This is a genomic window from Hymenobacter arizonensis (assembly GCF_900115775.1).
Lineage (GTDB): Bacteria > Bacteroidota > Bacteroidia > Cytophagales > Hymenobacteraceae > Hymenobacter > Hymenobacter arizonensis.
The window spans coordinates 285,820-308,905 of sequence record NZ_FOXS01000004.1 but is presented as its reverse complement, the minus strand read 5'-3'; the positions used below and the strand labels follow the sequence as shown (position 1 = coordinate 308,905).

Sequence of the window (23,086 nt, the reverse complement as noted above, 5' to 3'; positions counted from 1 at the left end):
GTCCATAGCACATTTCCCATCTTGACGAGATGAAAAAAATACTACTCCTGTTTTCCCTGCTGTGCGGGGCACTAACCATCAGGGCCCAGGATAAGCCATCCTATCTGCTGCAGACCGTTGACGTTGCTGCCTACCCAAACTGCACCTTCGAAGTCCGCAGTCAGCGGTTGATTGAGGGCAAGTCAAAAAATGGCGGCGCTATTGTCTGCGCCCTTACCTCCCTGGACACCAAGAACATCAAATTGCACTTCGATAAGTACGGCATGGATAGCTACCAGCCCGGCGCCTGGACGGCGGTGTCCATTTCCGGCACCATCGACAAGCAGGCCAATAAGCTGTCGGTGGGGATGTTCTTTTCGGGTAGGGGAAAGTATTATTTCGATGATTTTGAACTGCTCATCAAAAGCAAGAACAAGACAGTAAGCATTCCGCTGGTTAATGCCGGTTTTGAAAACGACAGCCTGAAGCCTTGGTACTTCAGTAACTTTCAGAACCTGTCCAACGTCCGGCTAACGAGCGAAAAATTTAAGTCCGGCCGGCAATCCTTGTTTGTTGACAACTCGTTGGCGGAGTCCGAAGAGTACGGCGGCAATACCCGGCTGGGAAAATATGTTCCCGTAAACGGCATCCGGCTCTACTACGAGATATATGGCACGGGCGAGCCGCTGCTGCTGCTGCACGGCAACAACTCGTCCATTGCGGCCTTCCACCGACAGATTCCGGAACTGGCCAAACACTACCAGGTCATCGCGTTGGACAGCCGGGGGCAGGGCAACTCCAGTGCCGACAGCACGCGGCTCACCTACGAACTGTTTGCCGATGACACGGCCGCGTTCCTGGATTTTCTGGGTGTCCAGAGCGCGAACGTGCTGGGCTGGAGCGACGGGGGCAATATCGGCCTGCTGCTGGCCCTGAGGCATCCGCGGAAGGTGAAAAAGCTCGCGTCCATGGCGGCCGTTCTCTACAACGACAACACATCTATATCGCCCAAGCTAAACGCCTTGCTCCGCAAACAGCTGGCGGAGATGAAAAGCCAGGGCATGGCGGAGTCGGACATGAATTACCGGCTGAAGAACCTGTTGCTGACCGAGCCGCACGTTTCGCCCGATGCCCTGGCCAAAGTCACGGCGCCAGTGCTGGTGATGGCGGGCGAAAACGACGTCGTCAAACGGGAGCACACGGACCTGATAGCCAAGAAGCTTCCCGGCTCAACCCTGAAAATATTCCGGAAAGCCGGGCACGAAGCCCCCACGCAGGTGCCGGAGGAGTTCAATCAGGCCGTCCTGGATTTTTTTGCCGGCCGCAAGTAGCCCTTTTTAGTAGCAGCAAAAAATAACCAACAGCCCGTTTACCTTCGAACCCTTTTTCTGAACTTCTCCCTCTCACCGGTACGCCGTAAGTTTGTACGCCAGGAGGCCTTCGGGTACGGGCGACGCTGGTTCGCCGCCTAAACCCAGGGCCGCCGTGCCATCGCTCGCTGAGCCATGCATGCCCTGCTCGAATTGATTCCCGCCACGAAGGCGCCTGCGAAGTGGCGCCCGCGGCGGCCTGTGTGCTCTTTTCCGCTCCTGGTCAGCCGGTGGCGCTGGCCCCGCCCGCCGGAGCCACGGCGGCGCGCACACGGAGGAAAGCCCGCCCGGTCGGGGCTCCGTGTTTACGATTTGCTTACCTCCTTCCCCTCCAACCGATGCGCTCTTTTCGACTCCGCCTGTTCGGTGGCGTGGCCCTGCTCTGGCTGCTGAGCCCCACGGTGCGGGCCCAGCCCAACCCGGCCGATAAGGCGCAGTTCCAACGCCGGCTGCGCGCCATCCGCTTCGACCACCGCTATTGGGACGCCCCGGCCGATTCGCTGCAGCGCGTGCTCGCCGGCCAACGCGTGGACTCGCAGCGCCTGCACACCCTGCAGCACCTGCTGGACACCAGCCCCCGAAACGCCAACGACACGCGGCAGTACGCGGCGTTACTGACCGAAGCGTTGGCGCTGGCCAACCGACTGCACTATCCCGAGCGCGTGCCGCTGCGCCAGCTCGCTTATTACAACAAGTTTTCCAACGCCAAGTCGCCGGACCAGCGGGTGTTGCTCGACACCCTGCGGGCGGCCCTGCAGTACTACGATGCGCTGGGGCCCGTGCCGCATCCCTTGCTGCTGAATTATCTTTCCACGAGCTACCGCGCGCTGCAGCAGCCGGAGGCCTGGCGGGTATTTTTTCAGCGCCAGCTCGCCTATTACCAGCAGCACGGGCCCGTGCAAAACGTGGCCATGTGCTACCGCGCCCTGGGCGCCTACCACAACGCGCAGGGCGACTACAACCAGGGCATCAGCCACCAACTGCGAGCCGCCGAGCTGTTTCGCACGTATTCCCATTATTGGTATTACAACGAAGTTGGCCTCATTGGGGGGACGTATGCCGAGTGGGGCAACGGGGCCCGCGCCTTGCCTTACCTGCAGCAAGCCGTCCGCTGGCCGGGTACCAACCCCGTCAACTGGGCATACGTTAACCGCAGCATTGCCGGCGTCTACCAGCGGCAAGGGCGCTACCCCGAGGCCTTACGCTACGCCGCCGTGGCCCTGCGCCCTCGCACGCCTCGCGACACGGTCGCGGCCGCCGACCAGGCCCTGGGGCTGGTCCAGCAAAGCGCCGTGCTGCTGTCCCTAAACCGGGCGGCCGCGGTGCCGCCCTTGCTGCAGCGGGCCCAGCGCCTGGCCGACTCGCTGCACCTGCCCCTGCACTCGGCCGGGGGGACCTGCGAGCTGCACGCGACCTGGGCCCGCTACTACGCCGCCACGGGCGACGACCCGCGTGCCGAGGCCGCCTGGCAAGCCGCCTACCGCCAGGCCCAGCAGGAACACCGGCAGTCCATGCGCCTCGCCTACCTACAGGCGCTGGCCCGCTTCTACGAGCGGGGCGGGCAGCCGGCCCGCGCCACGCCCTACGCCCTGGCCGCGCTGAGCTTGACCGACACGCTCGCCACCGCCCAGGCGGCCACCCGCGTGGCCCAATACGAGCTCACCCAGGCCGACCGCGCCCAGAGCACGCGCATTGCCGGCCTGCGCCAGCAGCAAACGCAAGCCGCCGCCCAGGCCCAGCGCCAGGGCCGGGTGTTGTGGTCGGTGAGCGCCGGCGTGGGGCTGCTGCTGGTGCTGGCGGGCGTGCTGTACGCCGCGTTCCGGCGCTCCGAGCGCCTCACGCGGCTCGTCACGGCCCAGAAGCACGATTTGCAAACCCAGCGCGACCAGCTCGACGCCAGCCTGACCACGCTGCGCGCCACCCAGGCCCAGCTCATCCACAGCGAGAAGATGGCCAGCCTGGGCGAGCTCACGGCCGGCATCGCCCACGAAATTCAAAACCCGCTCAACTTCGTCAACAACTTCGCCGAAGTCTCGGCCGAACTGGTGGGCGAAGTGCGCGAAGAACGGGCCAAAGGCGCGGCGGCCGACGCCGCGCTGGAAACCGAGCTGCTCGACGACCTGGAGCAGAACATGGGCAAGATTGCGCAGCACGGGCAGCGGGCGGCGGGCATTGTGCGCGGCATGCTGGAGCACTCGCGGGCGAGCTCCGGCGAGCGGGCCCCGACGGACCTCAATGCCCTGGCCGACGAGTACCTGCGCCTGGCCTACCAGGGCCTGCGCGCCAAAGACAAATCCTTCAACGCCGCGCTGCAAACGGACTTCGCAGCCGGCTTGCCGCGGGTGGAAGCCGTGGCGGGGGAGTTGGGCCGGGTGCTGCTCAACCTCTTCAGCAACGCCTTTTATGCCGTGCAAAAGCGCCAGCAAGCAAGCGATGCGGGCTACGCGCCCACGGTCAGCGTGAGCACGCGGCGGCGGGGAAATCACGTTGAAATCCGCGTGACCGACAACGGCACGGGCATGCCGGCCGAGATACAGACGAAAATCTTCCAGCCCTTTTTCACCACCAAGCCCACGGGCGAGGGCACGGGCCTGGGCCTCTCGCTTTCGCACGACATCATCGCCCAGGGCCACGGCGGCCGCCTCACGGTGGAGAGCCAACTCGGGGAGGGCTCTACCATCACCGTGGCCTTGCCCTTGAACGGAGCAATCCCCGAGCTGGCAACTTAAACGCTTCTTTCGGTGAACACCTAGAAAATGCTTAAAACATAGTGTTTGTATGCCCTTGCCATGCAGGATGAGTTTAACAAAATGGTTTACCAATCAAAGTTTACTAAACTGCGTTAGCCGATGAGTTTCGTAAACTTGCCTAACATACAAAAGCCTTTTTAGAAACTGGCGGGGCTTTTTGTTTCTTCAGGGGCTTAGGCAGTGTATGGCTGGGGCATTAGTTAACGCAGCCCCGGATAAGCCAGTCATTTGTGGCTTTAGCGTGCGGAGACACCTATAGATATTGCGGGCCTTCAACGCCATTTCACGGACAGTGGCTAGTAGCGCGAACTTTAGCTTCGCTGACTTTCGGTTGTAGTTCGCGCTACTGCCCGAGCGGCTTACTGACTTCGTAACCTATCCAACCATGCGAATAGCCATCCTCACCCTGGGCACGCGGGGCGACGTGCAGCCCTACGCCGTGCTGGGGCAAGCCCTGAAACAACGCGGACACCAGGTAACGCTGGCCACGGCCCGCAACTTTGCGGCGCTGGTGGCTTCCTACGGCCTCGATTTTGTGCCGGTGGAGGCCGACTACCAAGCCATTCTGGCATCGGAGGAAGGCAAAAAGATAATGAAGGCCAACCCGTTTGCCATTCAGCGCAACCTCGAAACGTGGATATATCCGCTGGTGCAGCAGTCCTTAGCTACGTTTTATGAGCTGGCCCAAGCCAGCGACCGGGTGGTGTACCACGTGAAAACCATGGCCGACAGCTTTGCCGACCAGTTTCCTGAAAAAATGATTCGCGCCATGGTGGTGCCGGCCGTGCAGCCCACCCGCGCCTTTCCCAATCCGGCGTTTAGCGGGCTGCCCGTGCCTGCCTTTCTCAACCAATGGAGCTACCGCCTCACCGGCCTGGGCGTGCGAATGCTGCGCAAGCCCATTGGCCGGTTTCGGGAAAGCCACGGCCTTCCCAAAAAATACCACACTCCCGAAACCCCGTTTCTCTACGGCATCAGCCCGCTGCTGCTGCCCCAGCCCGCCGACTTGCCCACCAATGCCACGTTTACCGGCTTTTGGTTTGGCACCGCCGAAGAGGAATTAGCGCCCGACTTGCTGGACTTCATCAAGCAGGGCGAGCCGCCGTTGTTGGTCACATTCGGCAGCATGCCATTCCAAAGCCGGTTCGACCTGCAAAACGCCCTTATCGAGCTGACGAAGCGCTTCCGCACCAGGCTAGTGGTGGTAAAAGGCTGGGGACTCGAACACACCGACCGATTGGCCGGAGTTAGCGCCATCAAGGTCATCGACGCGGCGCCCTACGAGAAGCTTTTCCCGTTAGTGAAAGCCGTTGTGCACCACGGCGGCATTGGCACCACGGCCGAGTGCCTGCGCGCCGGCAAGCCGTGCTTCGTGTGCCCCATCCTGTATCCCATCGGCGACCAATTGTTCTGGGGCCGAGCGGCGTTTGCCAAAGGCGTGGCCGTGGCACCCGTTCCACTCAGCAAAATGAGCGAATCCGTGTTTTTCAGCCGCGTGCAGGAGCTGCTCAACAGCCCTCGGCTATACGACAACGCCCGCAATATTGCCGAGCAGCTTAAACAGGAAAACGGCGTGCAAACGGCCGTTATCAAAATTGAAAGCCCCGCTAATCGAGCTCATCAGCTACTATAAGCCGCCTATACCCGTAACCTGCGTACCAACAGTGGCGGGTAGTTGCAAAGCGTTTACCCAACTGGAGAATATTTCCAGCGAGTTGGGCAGGAGAAAGGCGGTGCTGGAGAAAGAGTAAACGGCCACCCGGCCATTCCCCCTTTGCGCCTAACTTACCAGCGCTGCCCAAGCAGTAATAAGCCCTGCCAGTATCTGTTAGGCCTTTTGCTGCTCAGGCGGTGCTAGTAGCGGACTCCGCTGGTGGAGGTTTCTAGCCAAAGGCGGATGCTTTGGGGTAACACAATAGCGCAGCTGCATTAGAAAACCGGAGGGCAGCCTCACTGTGGGCACGCAACACCTTAGTGCCTCCACTTCCAGTTCGCGGACATGTTCAACACGCGCCCTTCCACTGGGGCCCACAGCTCCGGGAAGGTGGGGTTGGAGGGGTTGCCGAGGGCCACGGCTTCGCGGCGGGTCTGCCGGTAGTCGAACAGGTTTTCGCCGTTCAGAATAAAAGTCCAGGGGCCGGTGTGGTAGCGGACCAGCGCAGCCACAATGGGGTAGCCGGGGCGCGAAGAGCCGTCTTCGAGGTACTGACGGCCAGTGTAGCTCGCCTCTATGCCCAGGGCCAGGTGCTCGCCGATTTCCTGGGTGGCCACGGTGGCCAGCTTGTGGCGGGCGGCCAGGGGCACGTTGGGGTTGGCGGTGTCGTAGCGGCGGCGGGCGGAGGTGTAGAGGTAGCCAAGGTACACCTCGGTGCCCTCGTAGCGCAGGCGGGCGTAGCTTTCCAGCCCCTGGCTGACAATGGGGGCATTAGCATTAGCCCAGGCCGGAGCCAGGCCGGTGGCGGCTGGCCCGAGCGGCACGCGCACCAGGCGCAGAATGAGCGGGTCTTGCAGGCGGGTGTAGAAGAAACCCTGGTTCAGGTTCAGGCGGAGGCCCGAGGCGTAGCGGTGCACGTAGTTCACGTCGCCATTGAGGCCCTGGCTAACTTCGGCAATGGGGTTGAGACTTTGCAGGGGCAGCACCCGGGGGATTTCCCGCTCGTCGAGTTCGTTCACGTAGGGCACCGGCACGCGGTAGCCGTAGCCGCCATTCAGGCGCAGGGTTAGGTCGGCGGTGGCTTTGTAGAGCACGGCGGCGCGGGGCAGCAGGAAGTTGCCGTAGCGGTTGTGGTGGTCGAGGCGCAGGCCGCCCTGCACGCTTAGGGTGGGCGTGAGCTGCCAGTCGTCTTGCACGAAGCCGCCCAACGTGGAGTAGGTGTAGTCGTTTTGCAGGCGGGTTTGGCTCTCGGTGTTGAGGGGCTGGAAGTCCTCGCCGAGTACGTTTAGTCCTCCTACCAGCGTATGGGAACCGTAGCGGTGCAGGTAGCTCACCTCGGAGTAGTACGACAGCTGCCGGGCCGCGTAAGCCACGGTGTTGGTGCTCACGCCGCGCCGAAACCAGCTGCTGGTGGCTTTCACGGTGAGCCCGCCACCGGCCACGCTGTCCTGGGTGTAGATGAGGTCGGCGGAATGGCGTTGGGTGCGGTTCGTGACGAAGAACAGGTCGGTGGGGCGGCCGGCTTCGGCTTGCACCACGCGGGCGTCGCCGCCCTCCCGGTCTTCCACGGTGCCAGTGTAGGCGAGGGCCAATTGGCCGTTTTTGGGGTAATAAAACAAGCGCGGATGCACCGTGAAGTTGCGCAGCCGGGGCACGTCTACAAAGCCGTCGCCGTCTACGTCGGTGCCCTGCTGGCGGGTCCCGCCGGCAAAAAGCGTATAGCCCACGCGCTGGTTGCGGCCGCTGGCAAAGCCGTTGAGGTTGCTCTCGCGCAGGGTCGATTGATTGGCTGTGAAGGTCAGCTGCGGGTCGTTCAGCACCGGGGTTTTGCTCACTAGGTTCACCAGGCCGGCAATGGCCCCACCCCCGTAGAGTGTGGAGCTGGAGCCTTTGATAAGCTCAATCTGGCGCAGGTCGAGCGGGGGAATCTGCAGGATGCCGAACGAGCCGGAGTAGCCGCCGAGCAGCGGCAGGCCGTCGCGCAAAATCTGGGAATAGCGCCCCGGCAGGCCCTGAATGCGCAGGTCGGCGTTGCCGGTGGTGGGCGAGGTGGGCTGAATCTGGGTGCCGGCCAGGTCACCGAGCAGCGAGGCAATGTTGCCGGGCTTGATGCCGTTTTCCTCCTCCAGCTCCTCCTCCCCTATCACCTCCACGCGGGTAGGCAGGTCTTCGAGGCGCGAGTTGGTGCGCGTGGCCGTCACCAGCACTTCGTCGGTGATGGCCTGGGCGCTGGGCGCCAACACCACACTCAGCGGCAGTCCCGCGGCGGGAGCAGCCACCAGCTGCGGATGGTAGCCCAATGCCTCCACGCGCAGGCGGGTGCCGGCAGCGGGGGCGGGCGCCAGCACGGCATGCCCGTTCACGTCGGTAGCGGCGCCTACGCCCGTGCCCGGCACGCTGATGCTGCCCCCGATGATGGGCGCTCGGCTCAGCGAATCGCGCAGGGTAATGCTGAGGCCCTGGGCCCACGCCCCGGCGGGCATCAGCAGCAAAAAGAGGGCGGCCAGCGGCGCGCTAACGTGCCAAAAAGGGTGCCTAGGGGGTGAGCTCATGGAGCAGCTTATTCGTGGAAAGGCGGTTTACGGTAAACCACGCGCGACCATCGAATGTAGCGCCGTAAAGATGAGCTAACAGTGAATAAAGGCGGCCGGAAATAGCCAGGCGCAACCAGAGCGCTACGAACCAGGCAATGTGCTGGAGCAAATACAGCGTGGGTTCGGGCAGCGGGAGTAGCAGCAGCAGCGACATATGGGCAGCAAGCAAAATGTACTCCTCAACTGGCGCGAGTTTAGCGCAGCGTAACCCGTGACTGGCTATAGCGGGGAGGCTGGGCCTCCCCTGCCACGCCAGCGGCAAGCTGGTGTTGTAGTCATTTAGGCACTCTGTTCTGCTGCGGCCCGGGGTGGCCAGCACGAGTTGCACTGCGTTAAACTCGTGCTGGTTGCGCAGCAGCGGACTACATATTACCGAGGCCTGACCACTTCGAAGCTGCGGGGTTTGCGCCACGGAACGGGAACGATTGCACAAGTATCGGCTGGGATTTCCCCCTACTGGTGCCAACTTCGCTGTTACAACCACTCCCATAATATTCCGACATGACCAAAATTCCCGTAGCGAACCCCGTGGTAGAACTCGATGGCGACGAAATGACGCGCATCATTTGGAAGTTTATCAAAGACAAGCTCATCACTCCGTATCTGGAGCTCGACATTAAATACTACGACCTCGGCATTGAGTACCGCGACGAAACCAACGACCAGGTGACCATCGACGCCGCCAACGCCATCAAGCAGTACGGCGTGGGCATCAAGTGCGCCACCATCACGCCCGACGAGGAGCGGGTGCAGGAGTTCGGCCTGAAGCAGATGTGGAAGTCGCCAAACGGCACCATCCGCAACATCCTGGATGGCACCGTATTCCGCGAGCCTATTGTGATGAGCAACGTGCCCCGCTTGGTACCCAACTGGACGGCTCCGATTTGCATCGGCCGCCACGCCTTCGGCGACCAGTACCGCGCCACCGATTTCGTGACCAAGGGCAAGGGCAAGCTCACCATCAGCTTCCAGCCCGAAGACGGCGGCGAAGCGCAGTCGTTTGAGGTGTACAACTTCAAGAGCGACGGTGTGGCCCTGGCCATGTACAACACCGACGAGAGCATCCGCGGCTTTGCCCACGCCTGCTTCAACCAGGCCCTGATGAAAGGCTGGCCGCTGTACCTGAGCACCAAAAACACCATCCTGAAAAAGTACGATGGCCGCTTCAAGGACATCTTCCAGGAGATTTACGAGCAGGACTACCTCACCAAATTCAAGGACGCCGGCATCACCTACGAGCACCGCCTGATTGACGACATGGTGGCCTCGGCGCTGAAGTGGAACGGCAACTTTGTGTGGGCCTGCAAAAACTACGACGGCGACGTGCAGAGCGACACTGTGGCCCAGGGCTTCGGCTCGCTGGGTTTGATGACCTCCACGCTGGTGACGCCCGACGGCACCGTGATGGAAGCCGAAGCCGCCCACGGCACTGTGACGCGCCACTACCGCGACCACCAGAAGGGCAAGCCCACCAGCACCAACCCCATCGCCAGCATCTTCGCCTGGACGCGCGGCCTGGAGTTCCGCGGCAAGCTCGACGGCAACCAGCCGCTGATTGACTTCTGCCACGCGCTGGAAGCCGTGTGCATCGAAACCGTGGAAAGCGGCAAAATGACCAAGGACCTCGCCGTCTGCATCCACGGCAACAAGGTGGAGCACGGCCGCGACTACCTCTACACCGAGGAGTTCCTGGAAGCCCTCGACCAAAACCTGAAAACCAAGCTCGGCGCGTAAGCGCAGCTGCTTCAGTCAGGGAAAGCCCATCCGGTAATCGGGTGGGCTTTTTTATGGCAGTACCTACTTATCAGAACGTCATGCTCATCTCGCGTTCGCGCAGCCGAAGCATCTCGCTCGCTTCGTCTGTCATGCTGACGCAGGAAGCATCTTCTCACGCCTGAACGCACTGTTCTACGGTGAGAAGGTCCTTTGCAAGCTCAGGATGACAGACGAAGCGAGCGAGATGCTTTAGCTGCGCGGACGCCAGATGAGCATGTCGTTGTTATTGTCTTCTGTAACACCACCCGGCCACTCAACTTTCCTCTATTTTTGCCCATATCTCTCACCTTTTCTGCTATTAAGCACCATGATACAATTTGTTGCCAACCACGACGACCTGTCCACTGACCGAGGCTTTCAGTTCAAGTTTCACTGCGACCGGTGCCGCAACGGCTACATGTCGCGGTTTCAGCCCAATGCCATGGGCATAGCCCACAGCGTGCTGCGCGCCGCCAGCAGCCTGTTTGGGGGCCTTGGCGGGGCCGAGAATGCGGCCTACCACCTGCAGCGGGCCGTAGGCGGCAAAGCGCACGACTCAGCCATGGAAACCGCCGTAGCTGAGGGCAAGCAACACTTTAAGCACTGCACGCGCTGCGGCCACTGGGTGTGCCCCGACGCCTGCTGGAACGCCGCCGTGGGCCTCTGCGAAAACTGCGCCCCCGACGAACAGGAGGAGCTGCGCGCCCAGCAGGCCCAAGCCACCAGCGAGCAAATCCGAACCAAAACCCGCGAGCAGGACTACACCAAAAACCTCGATTTCCTGAACCGCGACGGCCTACGGCAGTGCCCTAGCTGCCAAGCCAAGCTAGCGGCCGGCCAAAAGTTCTGCCCGCAGTGCGGCACTCCTACCCCGGCAGCTAAAGCACAAGAACGATTCTGCACCGGCTGCGGCACTGGCCTGAAGCCCGAGCAGAAATTCTGCGGGGACTGCGGCACGAAGAATTAAAGCCCCTCGTGCATTATTATCAAGAAAGCCCTGCCAGCCACTGGCTTGTCCTCACCCATATTTTGACGATGGCTCTCAGTGAAACGGTCCGGTCCGACCGCCCTAGGCGGTCCGACCGATTGTTGTAGCAACGATTTCCGCCGCCCGACAACCGGTCGGACCGCCTAGGGCGGTCCGACCGGAGCACGCTCTAAGGAATAATCCGGCCGATACATTAGACCTATCCCCGAATAAAACTTGTTAAGAAAGACCGTCATGCAGAGCGCAGCGAACCGCAGGTCGCCGTAGGCAAGCATCTCGCGGGCAGCACTAACTCAATCGTTGAACGAAGCGAGCGACATGCTTCGCTGCGCTCTGCATGACGGCCTTTTTTTATTCAGGAAGAAGCCTATTCCATGGCCAAAAGGTCGGCTTCCGCTGGAGTCTAAAACCGGGCCGCCCCTACGCAGCCTCCTTCCGGCTGTATTTCTCCCGGTACGCCACCGGCGATACGCCCGTTAGCTTCTTAAAGAGGGCACGAAACGCTTTGGTGTCGGAATAGCCCACGGAATACATCACCTCGTTCACGTTCTCCCGCGACGACTCCAGGCTCATTTTGGCTGCTTCAATCTTGACGCGCTGAATGTACTCGGCCACGGTATTGAAAGTCGATTTCTTGAAGCGGCGCTCGAAGTTGCGGCGGCTGAGGAAGGCCATGGCCGCCAACTCGTCAACGGAAATTTTGTTCTGAAAATTGGCCTCAATGAATTCCTGGGCCTTTTTGATGGGCTCGTCTTCGTGCTCTTTCAAGCCGCGGAAAATGACAAAGGGCGACTGGCTGCCGCGGGCCATGTCAATCTGGAAGACCTTGGCGATGCACACGGCCAGCTCACGGCCCACGTATTTCTCGATGAGGTAAAGCACCAGGTTCAGGTAGGAATAGGCGCCGCCGCTGGAGTACAGACCGCCTTCGTCGGTAATCACCCGCTCGTCTACCAGCGTCACGTTGGGGTACATCAGGCGGAAGTCGTGGGCGGCAATCCAATGGGTGGCGCACTTGCGGCCGTCGAGCAGGCCGGTGGCGGCCAGCAGGAAGGCGCCCATGCAGAGGCTCGCCACTTCGGCGCCCTGCTGGTGCTGGCGCTTTACCCAGGCAATGAGCTCGCTGTTGAGGGCGATGGCCTCGCGCATGTCGCCGTGCGGGGCCGGGATGATGATGAGGTCGGTGCGAAAATCCTCCTGCGTGGTGCGGTCGGCGTGCAGGGTAAAGAGGCCGTTGTTGAAGGTTTTGTACTCGGTAAGGCCCACCAGCTCGATGTGGAAGGCGGGCTCGCGGCCCATGCTGCGCAGCAGGGCATTTACCTGCGTGAACACCTTGTGCGGGCCCTCAATACTGCCCACCACGGCATCGCTCGCGGGCACCAGAATGGATATGTGCTTCATGCCCCAAATGTAGCAAAATCATTGGCGCAAATACCCCCCTATATCGGCGCAATCACCCCATTGCTTACCCCCAGCTTGCTAATACATTTGCTAAACATTTTAGGCAACACCAAAGCGGCAAACACGTTCGATTTCTCCACCCTCAAAACCCCGATACCATGAAACCAAAAACCACAATTCGGCTTTACTGGGGCCTCACTGGCCTGTTTTCTTTGCTTATGTTGGCCGATGGCGCGGCGGGTGCGCTGCGCGAGGCAAACGGTCAGGCAGCCATGCAGCAGCTGGGCTACCCCGTGTACTTGCTGACCATTGTGGGCACTGCCAAAATTTTTGGCGCCCTGGCCCTGCTGCAGCCCTATTCGCGCGTGCTCAAGGAGTGGGCGTTTGCGGGCTTCACCATCAATTTTATCGGGGCCTCGGCCTCGTGGTATTTCTCGGAGGCAGGGGCTGAAGGAGTGCTGCCGCCGCTGGTGGCGCTGGCGCTGCTGCTGGGCTTGCGCTCGCTGTGGAAAAACTACCTGCGCACGACTACCCAAGTCCCCTCCGCTTTGCAGGAATCTGCTTTCATCTCACTCCCTACTTCCCCTTCCAGCCATGCCACAGCTTAGTCCCTACCTCTCCTTTGAAGGCAACTGCCGCGAGGCCATGACCTTCTACCAGAGCTGCCTTGGCGGCGAGCTGGTGGTTCAGTCCTTTGCCGAATCGGCCCTGGCCGACCAAGTGCCCGCCGCCGATGGCCACAAGGTGCTCCACTCCATGCTCACCCACGGCAGCCTGGTTCTGATGGCCTCCGATGTGGGCGGCGGTGGTCCCGTCGGCAGCCTCACCGAGGGCAACACCGTGTCGTTGTGCCTGAACTGCGACAGCCCCGAGGAAATCACCACCCTATTCGCTAAGCTCGCGGCGGGCGGCACCGTGGTCGACCCACTGGCCGAGATGTTCTGGGGCACCTTCGGCTCCATCACCGACCGGTATGGCAAGACCTGGCTGTTCAACTACACACCTGCTGACACAAGCCCCAACCTATAGATACGCAGCATTTTGCGTTTGACATTTCCCACCACATCACCGCCCAACTCACCATGAGAAAGATAGTTGTAGCCATGTACCTCACCCTCGACGGCATCATGGAAGAACCCGCCTGGACAGGCCCTTATTTCAACGACGAAGTAGGCGAGTTCCAATCCGAAGCCTTTTACGCCAGCGACGCCCTGCTGCTGGGCCGCATCACCTACGAGGGATTCGCGGCGGCCTGGCCCAAAATGGGCGGCGACGGCGGCTTCGGCGACCGCATGAACAGCATGCCCAAATTCGTAGCTTCGACCACCCTGCGTGAAATGGAATGGAACGCCTCCCTGCTCGACGGCGACGTAGTAGCAGCCGTGACCCAGCTAAAGCAGCAGCCCGGCACCAACCTCCTCATCTACGGCAGCGGGCAGCTCGTGCGCACCCTGATGGCGCACCACCTCATCGACGAATACCGCCTCATGGTGCACCCACTGGTGCTGGGCAGTGGTAAGCGCCTGTTTGTAGAGGAAAGCCGAGCCAAGCTGCGGCTGGTGAACTCCCGCACCACCAGCACCGGCGTGGCCCTGCTCACCTACGAGCCCGACCAGGCGTAGCGTCCCATCGCCCACGGGTTTAGAGGCGGCGCAGCACCACGCGGCGGTTGAGCGGGCGCTGGGCGGGGTCGGCGTTGTCGGCCACGGGTTGGGTGCTGCCGTAGCCCGTGGGGGCCAGCTGTTCGGCAGGCACGCCGCGGGCGATGAGGTAGCGGCAAACGGCCTCGGCGCGGCGCTGGGAAAGCTGAAGGTTTAGCTCGGGCGTACCCACGTTGTCGGTGTGGCCCTGCACTTCAAACCGGCGGTCGGGGGTGGCCAGCAGCGCGGGGGCCAGGCGGTTGAGGGCCGCTCGGGCAGGGGGCAGCAATATGGCCTTGCCTTGCTGGAAATACATTTCTGGCAAGTTGAGCCCCTCCCCTTTTGCCAGGCGGGCTACCTGCGCGTTGCGACTAGTGTCGGCAACTGGGGCGGGCGGCGGCACTGCTGCAGGGGCCGCTGGCGGCGTTGTAACTACAGCGACCAAGGCGGGGCCGGGGTTCGTGCTGAAGAGGTAGCGGGTCGGGATGGAGGCGTTGGCGTTGGCACGCCGGTCGGTGTTCGACTCGTCGGGCGGCGACCAGTTGAGGAAGGCGCGGGTGTGCAGAATGTCCTGAAAATACTCAACTTTCAGGCGGTAAGCGGTGCCCTGGTTTAAGGCGATGGTGGCGGTGAAGTCGCGAACCCGCTGCGGGCGCCACTCGTCCAGAATAAGCTCATCGTCAATCCACACCCGAATGCCATCGTCGACGCGGGCGTGAAACAGGAAGCGCCCCGTGGCGGGGGCTACTAGCCAGCCGGTCCAGCGCACCGAGAAGTATTCGTTGGGCAAGCCCGGGCCGGGTGGGCGGAAATTCCAATCGAAATCGATGGTGGCATCGCGCCGGGTCAGCACAAAGCTGTCGAAGTTGGGGCCACGGTAGTAAGCGCCCTTCAGGCCGTCGCCGGTGGGCAGGGCCTGGGTTTGCGCCCGACCCGGGGTGGCCACTAACACCAGCGCCAGGGCCAAGCCAATCCATTTCTTCCTTGCGTCGCCCAACAAGTTGTTCCGGTAAGTGTCCATAGCATTGCGGTTTGCGATACAATGCATAGGATGCCGCAAATATTGTGCGGGTTGCAAAAGCCTCTTGTGCTTTGACTTACGCAAAGGCCATACGTGCATCAATTATACCTATGGGGCACTACAGCAACTGTAAGACTCGGCTACAGCTGCTCCGCCAAGCTCCTGCCTTCGCCAATGCTTTTCACTATCCGCTCGTCAGGCACGCCAATGTCGTGCAAATGCGACGGCGCTTTGTGTAAGGCAAGTGGCGTTGCAAATAAATTGATGATTCTTAAAACGACTGATGCGGCTTTAGATTGGTAACACGCTCCGCTGAAGCTTTTTTAGCTCAGTTGCCACTGCCTGAATCATTGCTGCCCCAGTCGCTGTCGATTGACTTTAGAAGAGGGTAACAAGACGATGTAGCTGCTGAAGCAGTTTGGAGAAGGGCTCTACAAAAACCACCTATCAGGTGACTACAGAACAGTACTCCCTGGGAGAACGCCCTTCTTTGCTGAGTCACCATCTTTCCCCGCCCTATGAAAATCATAATTACGCTGCTATCCATTTGGTGGGCTGCTTTTTCGCTGCCCTTCCACCCGAAGAAGGCCGCGGCCCCCAAGGAGTACGTCATCACCCGGTTTGGGGCCAGCACCGATAGCACCAAGCTAAATACCCAGGCCATTCAGAAAGCCATTGACCAAGCCAATGCCAACGGTGGGGGTACGGTGGTGGTGCCCAAGGGCGTGTTCCTGAGCGGAGCACTGTTTTTCAAGCCCAAAACCCAGCTGCGGCTGCAGGCCGGCGCCAAGCTCAAAGGCTCAGATAACATTGCGGACTACCCCCTGGTGCCGTCGCGCATGGAGGGCCAGAACCTCGACTATTACGCGGCCCTCGTCAACGCAAAGCAGGTTGATAACTTCAGCATCACCGGCCCCGGCACCATCGACGGCAACGGCCTGCGGTTTTGGAAAACCTTCTGGGCCCACCGCGACTCCATGCAAAAGATTGGCAAGGCGTCGACCAACCTGGAGGTGCACCGGCCGCGGCTGGTTTTCATTTGGGGCAGCAACAACGTGACCATCAAAAACGCGAAGCTGCACAATGCCGGGTTCTGGACCACGCACCTGTACCAGTGCAACAACGTGCTCATTGAGGGCTGCGACATCCGCTCGCCTTTCCAGCCGGTGAAGGCCCCCAGCACCGATGGCATCGACATCGATGTGTGCAAGAAAGTAACCGTCCGCAACTGCTACATTTCCGTCAACGACGACGCCATTGCCATCAAGGGCGGCAAAGGCCCCAATGCCCACAAGCTGCCGGAAAACGGCCCCATTGAGGACGTGTTGATAGAAGGCTGCACCTTCGGCGCCGTGCACGCGGCCCTGACCTGCGGCAGCGAATGCATCCACGCCAACCGCATCACGATGCGCAACTGCAAGGTGGAAAACGACCGGCCTCTGCTGCTGTTCAAGATGCGCCCCGACACCTACCAAGTGTATGAAAACATCACCATTGAGAACGTGACTGGCCACTGCGGCACCATCGTCACGCTGTCGCCGTGGACGCAGTTTTTCAACATGGCCGGCAGCGAGGAGAAGCCCTTTGGCACCATCCGCAACATCACTGTTTCCAATGTCAAGGTGAACTGCAAGCAGTTTGCGGTACTCAATGGCAACTCCACCGACAAGGTGTCGAACATTACCTTCAAAAACGTGGTGGCCACGGCTGAAACCCCAGCCTTCCCAAACAAGTACCCAGACGTGAAATTTGAGAACGTCACCCTCAACGGTGCGCCGCTGAAAGCGCAGGGTGTGCAGCAAGGCCAAGCCGTGAAACCCTTGATGCCTGATTGATTTCTGAAGCAGCAGCAAGCCACAAAAGCTCCGCCAGTAGCTGGCTTTAGGTCGTTGCTCCGGTCCGACCGCCCTAGGCGGTCCGACCGATTTTTGGGCGGCGGAAATCGTTGTTACGACAACCGGTCGGACCGCCTAGGGCGGTCGGACCGGGCCGTTTCAGCGGCTGGCAAGAGCTACCCTACTAATGCGGACAAGCACGAACCCATAGCTGACGGGGCTTTTTGCTGCGTGAGTTGAGGCAGCATGCAGCCACAACTCCAACCTCTTTACAACTCCATTTTCTGCGAATGCTGCAACGCATCGCGGCTGTGCTCGAAGTAGCACGTCTCCACCCCCGCCCGCTTGATTTCGGCCAAAGCCGCCTCTGCCATTGCCCGGCCCCTGGCGTGCACCTGCCGGATATACACCGCCCGCACGCGCCCCGGGAAGCGCTTCACCACGGCCTCGTAAATGCCGGGGTCGTGCTGGGAGTCGTCGCCGAGCAGCACGAAGCGCATGCCGGGGCAGGCCGCGAAAATGCGCACGATGCGGTCGAGCTTGGTGGCGTGCTTGTTCTGGCCGGTTTGGCGCAGCTGGCTCAGGCGCTTGAGCTGGCTGAGCTGAAACACGCCCTTGGGCATGCGGTTGAGGTCGGCAAACTCCATGATGAAGTCGTAGAGGTTCCACTCGCTGCTGCTCACGTAGAAGAAGGCATTGGGGCGGGCGGGCGTTGCCGGGCCGGCCTGGGCCAGCCATTGGTAGTGAGCGGCCACGTCGGCAAAAGGCGCTCGGCTGCGGGCGTTGCGACTCAGCAGCACCCACAACCGCTGCCAGCGCGTGGCCGAATGCGAGACCAGAAAGGTGTCGTCTATGTCGGAAATGAAGGCGTAGGGCGTTTCGTAGGGCACGTGCACCTCGGCGGTGGCATGGGCAAGGCGGGCGCCGGTGTTGGCGTCGAGCAGCTCGGCCAGGGCCGGGTGCCAGCCGGCCGGCAGTGGCGCAGGCAGCTCCAGCTCGAAGCGGAAGAAACCATCGGCGTCGGTGCGGGCGCCGGCAGTTTGGCCGGCCACAGTCACGCGCACCGGCACATCGGCCCAGGGCCGCACCAGAAACAGGCGCAGCAGGCCCCAGGCGTTGGCCCAGAAGTTTACCCGATTGTAGCGGCGCGCCAGCGGACTTTGCCGGAACGCGTGGCCCTGCATTACCACGCAGGTGGGGCTGCCAAAGCCGCGGTACAGCTTCAGGGTGGGCTGCCGGGTGAGGCGGAAGCGGGCCAGGAGTTTTTCGGTCATTCGGACAAAGAAATATTCAGCCGTGGAAAGCTGAAAACCGTTACGGCGAAGAAGACCGATTGGATGACTCGTTGCCTGCTCCCTGCCCATTTGAACGGCCCCGGCTGGGCCTGACCAGCTGGGCAAGCGCGGCAGATACCTTCATTGAAAACCAAGTCCGAAGCTCATGCCTACGCCATCTGCTCCCCTGCGCTTTCTCTTCGTGGTGAACCCCGCCTCGGGCAGCGCCGAGAAGACGGACTGGCCGGCCACTATCCGCGAGTATTTCGAGCCCCTCCCCCACCGCGCCGACCTGCTGGAGCTCACCGGCCATGACGACGGCGCAGCCCTCAAGGCCCGCATCGAAAAAGACCAGCCCGACCGCCTAGTGGCTGTGGGTGGCGACGGCACCGTCAAAATCGTAGCCGAACAAGCCATTGCCGCCAACCTGCCGTTGGCTGTGCTCCCCGCGGGCTCGGCCAACGGCATGGCCAAGGAACTGGACCTTCCGCCTGACCCTACCGAGGCCCTCAACATCGCCGTGAGTGGCCACGAAAAAGCCGTCGACGTCATCTACATCAACGGCACCGACCTGTGCCTGCACCTGAGCGACATTGGCCTGAACGCCCAACTGGTGCGCCACGCCCAAAGCCACAACTGGCGCGGCATGCTGGGCTACGCGCGGGCCGCTTTCTGGTCGCTGCTGCGGCGCCGCCACATGCGGGTGCGCATCCAGTGCGACGACGAGGAAGTGGAGCGCACCGCCTTCATGGTGGTGCTGGCCAATGCCCGCGTCTACGGCACGGGCGCCACCATCAACCCCGACGGCGATGTGTCCGACGGCAAGTTTGAAGTGGTAGTGCTACGGCGCCTGGTGGGCCGTGAGCTGCTGAAGATGTTCTGGCGCTTCCGCCCCTTCGACCCCGGGGCGGTAGAGATTTTCAGCACCACCGCCGTAAACCTGGAAGTGAAGCGGCGCGTCGAACTGCAGGTTGATGGCGAGTACCGGGGCCGCACCAACCACGTGGAGGCCGCTATCAAGCCTGGCGCGCTGCGGGTGCTGGTGGCCAAAACAGAGAAATAAAAAACTCCCCTCCTTAGAAAAGGAGGGGAGTTTTTATCGTAAACTTGGCTACTTCTTGTCCTTCAACGGGTCGTGGCCCCAGTTCATGAGGGAGTAGCGCCAGCGCGAAGTTTCTATGTCGGCCGCATCGTGTGGGCCTTGCGCCGAGTGGCGGCTCACGTAGCTGTGCACCTTGTGCATGTGGGCTTCGTCGTCGGGCGTGAGGTCGGCTTTTTTCTTGTGCAGAATGTCGACGATGCGCTCGCCGGAGTGACGGCCGATGCTGGTGCCGTCGCCGCTGTCCTGGCCTACGGACTTGGACTCATCGGTTTTCAGCCACTTCTCAATTTCCGAGGCCGTCATGTTGACGTCCTCCTTAAAAGTGGTGTAGATGTCGTCGGAATTAGATGCTGCTGCCATGTTAGGAAAGGGATTTGATGGAAGAAAATGTGGATAGGCATAACCAGCAAACCGGTGCATGGTTCCGTTTAGGAAGAACACTGTGCTGTGGAAAGGCTGCTCTTGAGCCATGGCCTGCTGGCTCTAGTGATACAGTGCAACGAGTAGCCGCGCGACCACCCGAGGAGCAAATAAAAGCCCTTGCTCCTACACAGGAGCAAGGGCTAACCTTGGCCAGACAGGCCTGCAAACCCGCCTGACGCTAGGGGTTGGTGACCTGCCCGATAAATAAAATAGCGTTCGAAGACTTCTCTCGAAGAAGGAACAGAAAGGGCCGGTTTACCTCTACCGGTTGCGGCACCGATGTGGTTATCACGCCCACAGAAGTTACGGCCGCAGCCTCCGTACCTTCCTCGTTCACATCAAGGTAAGTCTTGTGCTTAACGGCACTGATTTTCAAATTGGTGGCATTACCGGCCAACATGCGCGAAAAATTGGCTTGATTGGTGAAGGCTACGCCCATGCCCATGCTTGTCAGCGCATCGTTGAGTTGCTTCTCGTATTCCAGGCGGAACTTGGGCAGGCGCAGCTCCAGGCTGGTGGTGTCGGCCCCGGCCAGCCAGGTGCTGAGCTGGGCACCGGTGAGGCGACTGGCTACGCTGGCGAGCGTGGTCTGGCCCCGAGGTACCACCAGCGTCATGCTATACTGGCGGTTGCCGTAGGGCAGGTCGATGACCTGCTGCTGAGCATCTGCATAGCGCAGGTACTTGCCCTTCGTCAGGCGCATCATGTTCACGGTTTTAGACTGGCCGTCTTCCAGGGTGAAAGGTGCAGGGCGAGTTAGCTGCGGGTCGATGCGGTAAGTCCAGCTGCCTTTGAAGTAGAGCGCATTAACTAGATACATCACGTCATCGGCACTGGTCTGCTGGATAATGTCGCTAATCTTGCCCTGGGTCTTGCCACTCACCCAGCTATTGATGGCGTCCTTGGCCGTGGGCAAGGCGAAATCAACCGCCTGCACCGTGGCCCCGAAGGAGGTATGGTTTTGCTGCACAAACGGGGTGGCTAGCTGGTACTGTTTCCCGTGCCAGATGGAATTGGCGGTGGTAAAAGTCACCTTTTTGTCGATGCCGGTAAGCAACTCGAACAACGACTTGTAGGAGCCATTGACTTCAGCATCGGTTTGCGGTGTGAAGCCCAGCGTTTCCTTCATGGCAGCTTTGGTGCTGCCGTCGGCGCCGTTGTAGGCCATGGTGAGGGCTGCCGACACGCTCAACGGCGAAATGCACAGGTTTTCGGCGGCAATGGTCCTGCTTCGCAGCGCGGCAAACGCCCGAAACGCAAAGTCATTGGCACTGCCCACGGTGCTGCGCTCGGCCGCGGTGAGGGGGCGCAGGTTGGGCGCATTAGTAGTAGGCTCGTCGATGGTGGGCTCGTCGGTGGCAGGCTCGGCCGATTGTTTCTGGCAACCCAGCAAGAGCAGGGTACTAGTGGCCAAGCTCAGAAACACGGATGCGAACTGGTTGCGTGACATACGGCAGGGTATTGGAGAAATGAGTAGAAGGGCACCGGAGGCAAGCGCCTCTGCTGCATCTGACCGGCGGGGCAACACAATGGTTGCAGGCCGTCGGGGCTCTTTTTCCTGTTGCCGACTAAGATACTGGGCTTTGAACCACTTGCTACTGCAACAAGGACGTAATGGGCTTAGCTCAGGTACACGGGGCTCAGCCAGCGCATGGCCTCGCCTTCGTCGTCGAATACCCGCATATCGAACGGGCGGGCTGGGTCCAACACGTATTCTACGTGCTTTTTATGCTCTTCATCGGTCCGGTATATTTCCGTAAGAGCTGGAGAATTGAGCACGGCGATGCGTAGACGGCGGGGCGCCAGCTCGGCGGCGGCTTGTTGGTAATAAACCCCACTGGCCCAGGCGCTGAGCTCGGCACTCACTTTATCACGGCGCCGGACGTCCAGCAGCCAGTCGCTGGTTTGGTACGCTTTGGCTAGCTCCAGCATGTGGGCGTAGTCGGCTTGCACCCCCTCCAGCGAAGCGTGCGTGTGCCACCGCACCACCATAACATCCAAATCGGCTCGAAAGGAAATAATGCGCGTGGCAAGTTCAACAGTTGAATACATGGCCAATAAAAGCAAAAGCAGGCCCGGCATGTTTTGTCTGGGAATGAGAAATTGTAGCCATTTAAACATCCAAGCTCCTCAGTGGTGCGAAGGATAAGAGGCCCGCGGCAAGGGAAACCAAACTTGGCGTTGGCCCAACAGTGGCGAATACCTAGCGCTTGGCGACTGGAAATTTGGGGTTGCCTGGCGGCCTCCCAGCTCCACCCGTTGCTACGATGCACGGTACTTGCCCTGCCCCACTCCCCCGCTGCTGCCGGGCTTGGGCCGTATCTTGGACCAATTCCCTTGCTGATTTGCCCCTATTTATGTTTGCTGTTGTGACCGAAGTTGAACGCGCTTTTGATTTATTATCCGGCAAGCTGCTGGTTTGGTTTCGCCAGCTGATAGTGATGCTGCCCAACCTGGTGGTGGCGGCTATCTTGTTAATTCTCACTTTTGTGGGCGCCCGCATCGTGCGGCGGGTGGTGCGCCGGGTGCTGCCCCGGGTGTCGGCCAGCGACACCCTCAACAACCTGCTCACCACGATGCTCTACATCTTCACCCTGCTGGTGGGGACGTTCTTCGTGCTTACGGTCCTCAACCTCGACAAAACCGTGACCTCGCTGCTCGCCGGTGTCGGCATCATCGGCTTAGCGCTGGGTTTCGCGTTTCAGGACATTGCGGCCAACTTCATCAGCGGCGTCATTATTGCCGTGCAGCGCCCCTTCAACGTGGGCGACGTCATTGAAACCGATAAGTTTTTCGGCACCATCGAGCGCATCAGCCTGCGCACACTCAACATCCGCCAAACCACCGGCGAGCTGGTGATTATGCCCAACCGCAAGGTGTTCGAAAACCCACTCATCAACTTCACCCAGCAAACCATGCGCCGCGTAGACCTGGAATGCGGCGTGGCCTACAACTCCGACCTCGAGCTGGTGCAGCAGGTGGTACAGAAGGCCGTGAGCGCCATTCCGGAGCTTGTGCCCGAGCGGCCGCTGGAAGTCATGTTCACGGCTTTTGCCGAAAGCGCCATCACGTTTCAGGTGCGCTTTTGGGTGCCCTACCGCCGGCAGTTCGACTACGTGAGTGCCCGCAGCGAGGCCATCATCCGCATCAAGCGGGCATTTGATGACCACGGCATTTCCATTCCGTTCCCGATTCGTACCCTACACCTGCACCCCGAAGCCACGGCTATGCTGGCCCCTGCGCTGGAGCCCAAGCGTCCCGATGGCGACCAGTAAGCAAGCCGGCCACCAGGGCGCCAGG

The 23,086-nt window shown here is 61.0% G+C and carries 19 protein-coding genes; 11 read left to right on the top strand and 8 right to left on the bottom strand.

The genetic code is table 11. The features are described from left to right. Positions 1–29: 29 nt before the first annotated feature. The 3 genes from BMZ66_RS15720 (at position 30) to BMZ66_RS15710 (ending at position 5,732) form a co-directional block, all read left to right on the top strand. Entirely contained in the window at positions 30–1,310 is a 1,281-nt protein-coding gene (locus tag BMZ66_RS15720; RefSeq protein ID WP_092675643.1) for an alpha/beta fold hydrolase, read from the top strand. 377 nt (positions 1,311–1,687) lie between these two features. Next, positions 1,688–4,078 carry a tetratricopeptide repeat-containing sensor histidine kinase gene (locus tag BMZ66_RS26275; RefSeq protein WP_262507594.1) on the top strand — a complete coding sequence of 797 codons (2,391 nt, stop codon included), beginning with the start codon at positions 1,688–1,690 and terminating at the stop codon, positions 4,076–4,078. 406 nt (positions 4,079–4,484) lie between these two features. Further along, on the top strand, positions 4,485–5,732 hold the full coding sequence (locus tag BMZ66_RS15710; RefSeq protein ID WP_092675640.1) for a glycosyltransferase: 1,248 nt from the start codon (positions 4,485–4,487) through the stop codon (positions 5,730–5,732). Between the two features lie 338 nt (positions 5,733–6,070). Here BMZ66_RS15710 and BMZ66_RS15705 read toward each other — a convergent pair whose 3' ends face one another. Together BMZ66_RS15705 and BMZ66_RS25180 are read right to left on the bottom strand one after the other, a co-directional pair. Continuing rightward, a complete protein-coding gene (locus BMZ66_RS15705) occupies positions 6,071–8,305 on the bottom strand; it encodes a TonB-dependent receptor (protein ID WP_092675637.1) in 2,235 nt (744 codons plus the stop codon). Beyond that, positions 8,289–8,759, bottom strand: coding sequence for a hypothetical protein (locus BMZ66_RS25180; RefSeq protein WP_143080241.1), 471 nt, complete (start codon positions 8,757–8,759; stop codon positions 8,289–8,291). The genes BMZ66_RS15705 and BMZ66_RS25180 overlap by 17 nt, the downstream gene beginning before the upstream one ends. Before the next feature lie 89 nt (positions 8,760–8,848). Between BMZ66_RS25180 and BMZ66_RS15695 the strand changes: the two genes are divergently transcribed. Both BMZ66_RS15695 and BMZ66_RS15690 read left to right on the top strand, forming a co-directional pair. After that, a complete protein-coding gene (locus tag BMZ66_RS15695; RefSeq protein ID WP_092675631.1) occupies positions 8,849–10,081 on the top strand; it encodes an NADP-dependent isocitrate dehydrogenase in 1,233 nt (410 codons plus the stop codon). 349 nt (positions 10,082–10,430) lie between these two features. Next, entirely contained in the window at positions 10,431–11,069 is a 639-nt protein-coding gene (locus tag BMZ66_RS15690; protein WP_092675628.1) for a zinc ribbon domain-containing protein, read from the top strand. Between the two features lie 441 nt (positions 11,070–11,510). Here BMZ66_RS15690 and BMZ66_RS15685 read toward each other — a convergent pair whose 3' ends face one another. Next, complete coding sequence (locus BMZ66_RS15685) at positions 11,511–12,491, bottom strand: GlxA family transcriptional regulator (protein ID WP_092675625.1); 981 nt, start codon at positions 12,489–12,491, stop codon at positions 11,511–11,513. A 158-nt stretch (positions 12,492–12,649) separates the two neighbouring features. On the opposite strand from BMZ66_RS15685, the gene BMZ66_RS15680 reads away from it, so the two are divergent. From BMZ66_RS15680 to BMZ66_RS15670, 3 genes are read left to right on the top strand one after another with little or no spacing between them, the layout of a single operon-like run. Next, complete coding sequence (locus BMZ66_RS15680; protein ID WP_092675622.1) at positions 12,650–13,099, top strand: DoxX family protein; 450 nt, start codon at positions 12,650–12,652, stop codon at positions 13,097–13,099. Further along, positions 13,086–13,520, top strand: coding sequence for a VOC family protein (locus tag BMZ66_RS15675; protein ID WP_092675619.1), 435 nt, complete (start codon positions 13,086–13,088; stop codon positions 13,518–13,520). The genes BMZ66_RS15680 and BMZ66_RS15675 overlap by 14 nt, the downstream gene beginning before the upstream one ends. A gap of 53 nt (positions 13,521–13,573) precedes the next feature. Continuing rightward, positions 13,574–14,113, top strand: coding sequence for a dihydrofolate reductase family protein (locus BMZ66_RS15670; RefSeq protein WP_092675616.1), 540 nt, complete (start codon positions 13,574–13,576; stop codon positions 14,111–14,113). Between the two features lie 19 nt (positions 14,114–14,132). Here BMZ66_RS15670 and BMZ66_RS15665 read toward each other — a convergent pair whose 3' ends face one another. Beyond that, positions 14,133–15,152 carry an OmpA family protein gene (locus BMZ66_RS15665; RefSeq protein ID WP_177204759.1) on the bottom strand — a complete coding sequence of 340 codons (1,020 nt, stop codon included), beginning with the start codon at positions 15,150–15,152 and terminating at the stop codon, positions 14,133–14,135. Between the two features lie 518 nt (positions 15,153–15,670). Here BMZ66_RS15665 and BMZ66_RS15660 point away from each other — a divergent pair. Beyond that, entirely contained in the window at positions 15,671–16,987 is a 1,317-nt protein-coding gene (locus BMZ66_RS15660) for a glycoside hydrolase family 28 protein (RefSeq protein ID WP_092675610.1), read from the top strand. A 269-nt stretch (positions 16,988–17,256) separates the two neighbouring features. Here BMZ66_RS15660 and BMZ66_RS15655 read toward each other — a convergent pair whose 3' ends face one another. Further along, entirely contained in the window at positions 17,257–18,261 is a 1,005-nt protein-coding gene (locus tag BMZ66_RS15655) for an App1 family protein phosphatidate phosphatase (protein ID WP_092675607.1), read from the bottom strand. A gap of 166 nt (positions 18,262–18,427) precedes the next feature. On the opposite strand from BMZ66_RS15655, the gene BMZ66_RS15650 reads away from it, so the two are divergent. Next, a complete protein-coding gene (locus BMZ66_RS15650; protein WP_234795119.1) occupies positions 18,428–19,324 on the top strand; it encodes a diacylglycerol/lipid kinase family protein in 897 nt (298 codons plus the stop codon). A 48-nt stretch (positions 19,325–19,372) separates the two neighbouring features. Here the strand turns inward: BMZ66_RS15650 and BMZ66_RS15645 are convergent, their stop codons facing one another. From BMZ66_RS15645 to BMZ66_RS15635, 3 genes are all read right to left on the bottom strand, one after another. Then, complete coding sequence (locus tag BMZ66_RS15645) at positions 19,373–19,723, bottom strand: DUF3140 domain-containing protein (protein WP_092675604.1); 351 nt, start codon at positions 19,721–19,723, stop codon at positions 19,373–19,375. Positions 19,724–19,964: 241 nt separating this feature from the next. Beyond that, positions 19,965–21,236: a serpin family protein gene (locus BMZ66_RS15640; RefSeq protein ID WP_092675601.1), complete on the bottom strand. Its 1,272-nt coding sequence runs from the start codon at positions 21,234–21,236 to the stop codon at positions 19,965–19,967. Between the two features lie 170 nt (positions 21,237–21,406). Continuing rightward, positions 21,407–21,838, bottom strand: coding sequence for an STAS/SEC14 domain-containing protein (locus BMZ66_RS15635; protein ID WP_177204758.1), 432 nt, complete (start codon positions 21,836–21,838; stop codon positions 21,407–21,409). A 317-nt stretch (positions 21,839–22,155) separates the two neighbouring features. Here BMZ66_RS15635 and BMZ66_RS15630 point away from each other — a divergent pair, with 317 nt between their 5' ends. Next, a complete protein-coding gene (locus tag BMZ66_RS15630; protein WP_234795118.1) occupies positions 22,156–23,061 on the top strand; it encodes a mechanosensitive ion channel family protein in 906 nt (301 codons plus the stop codon). The last annotated feature ends 25 nt before the right edge of the window (positions 23,062–23,086 follow it).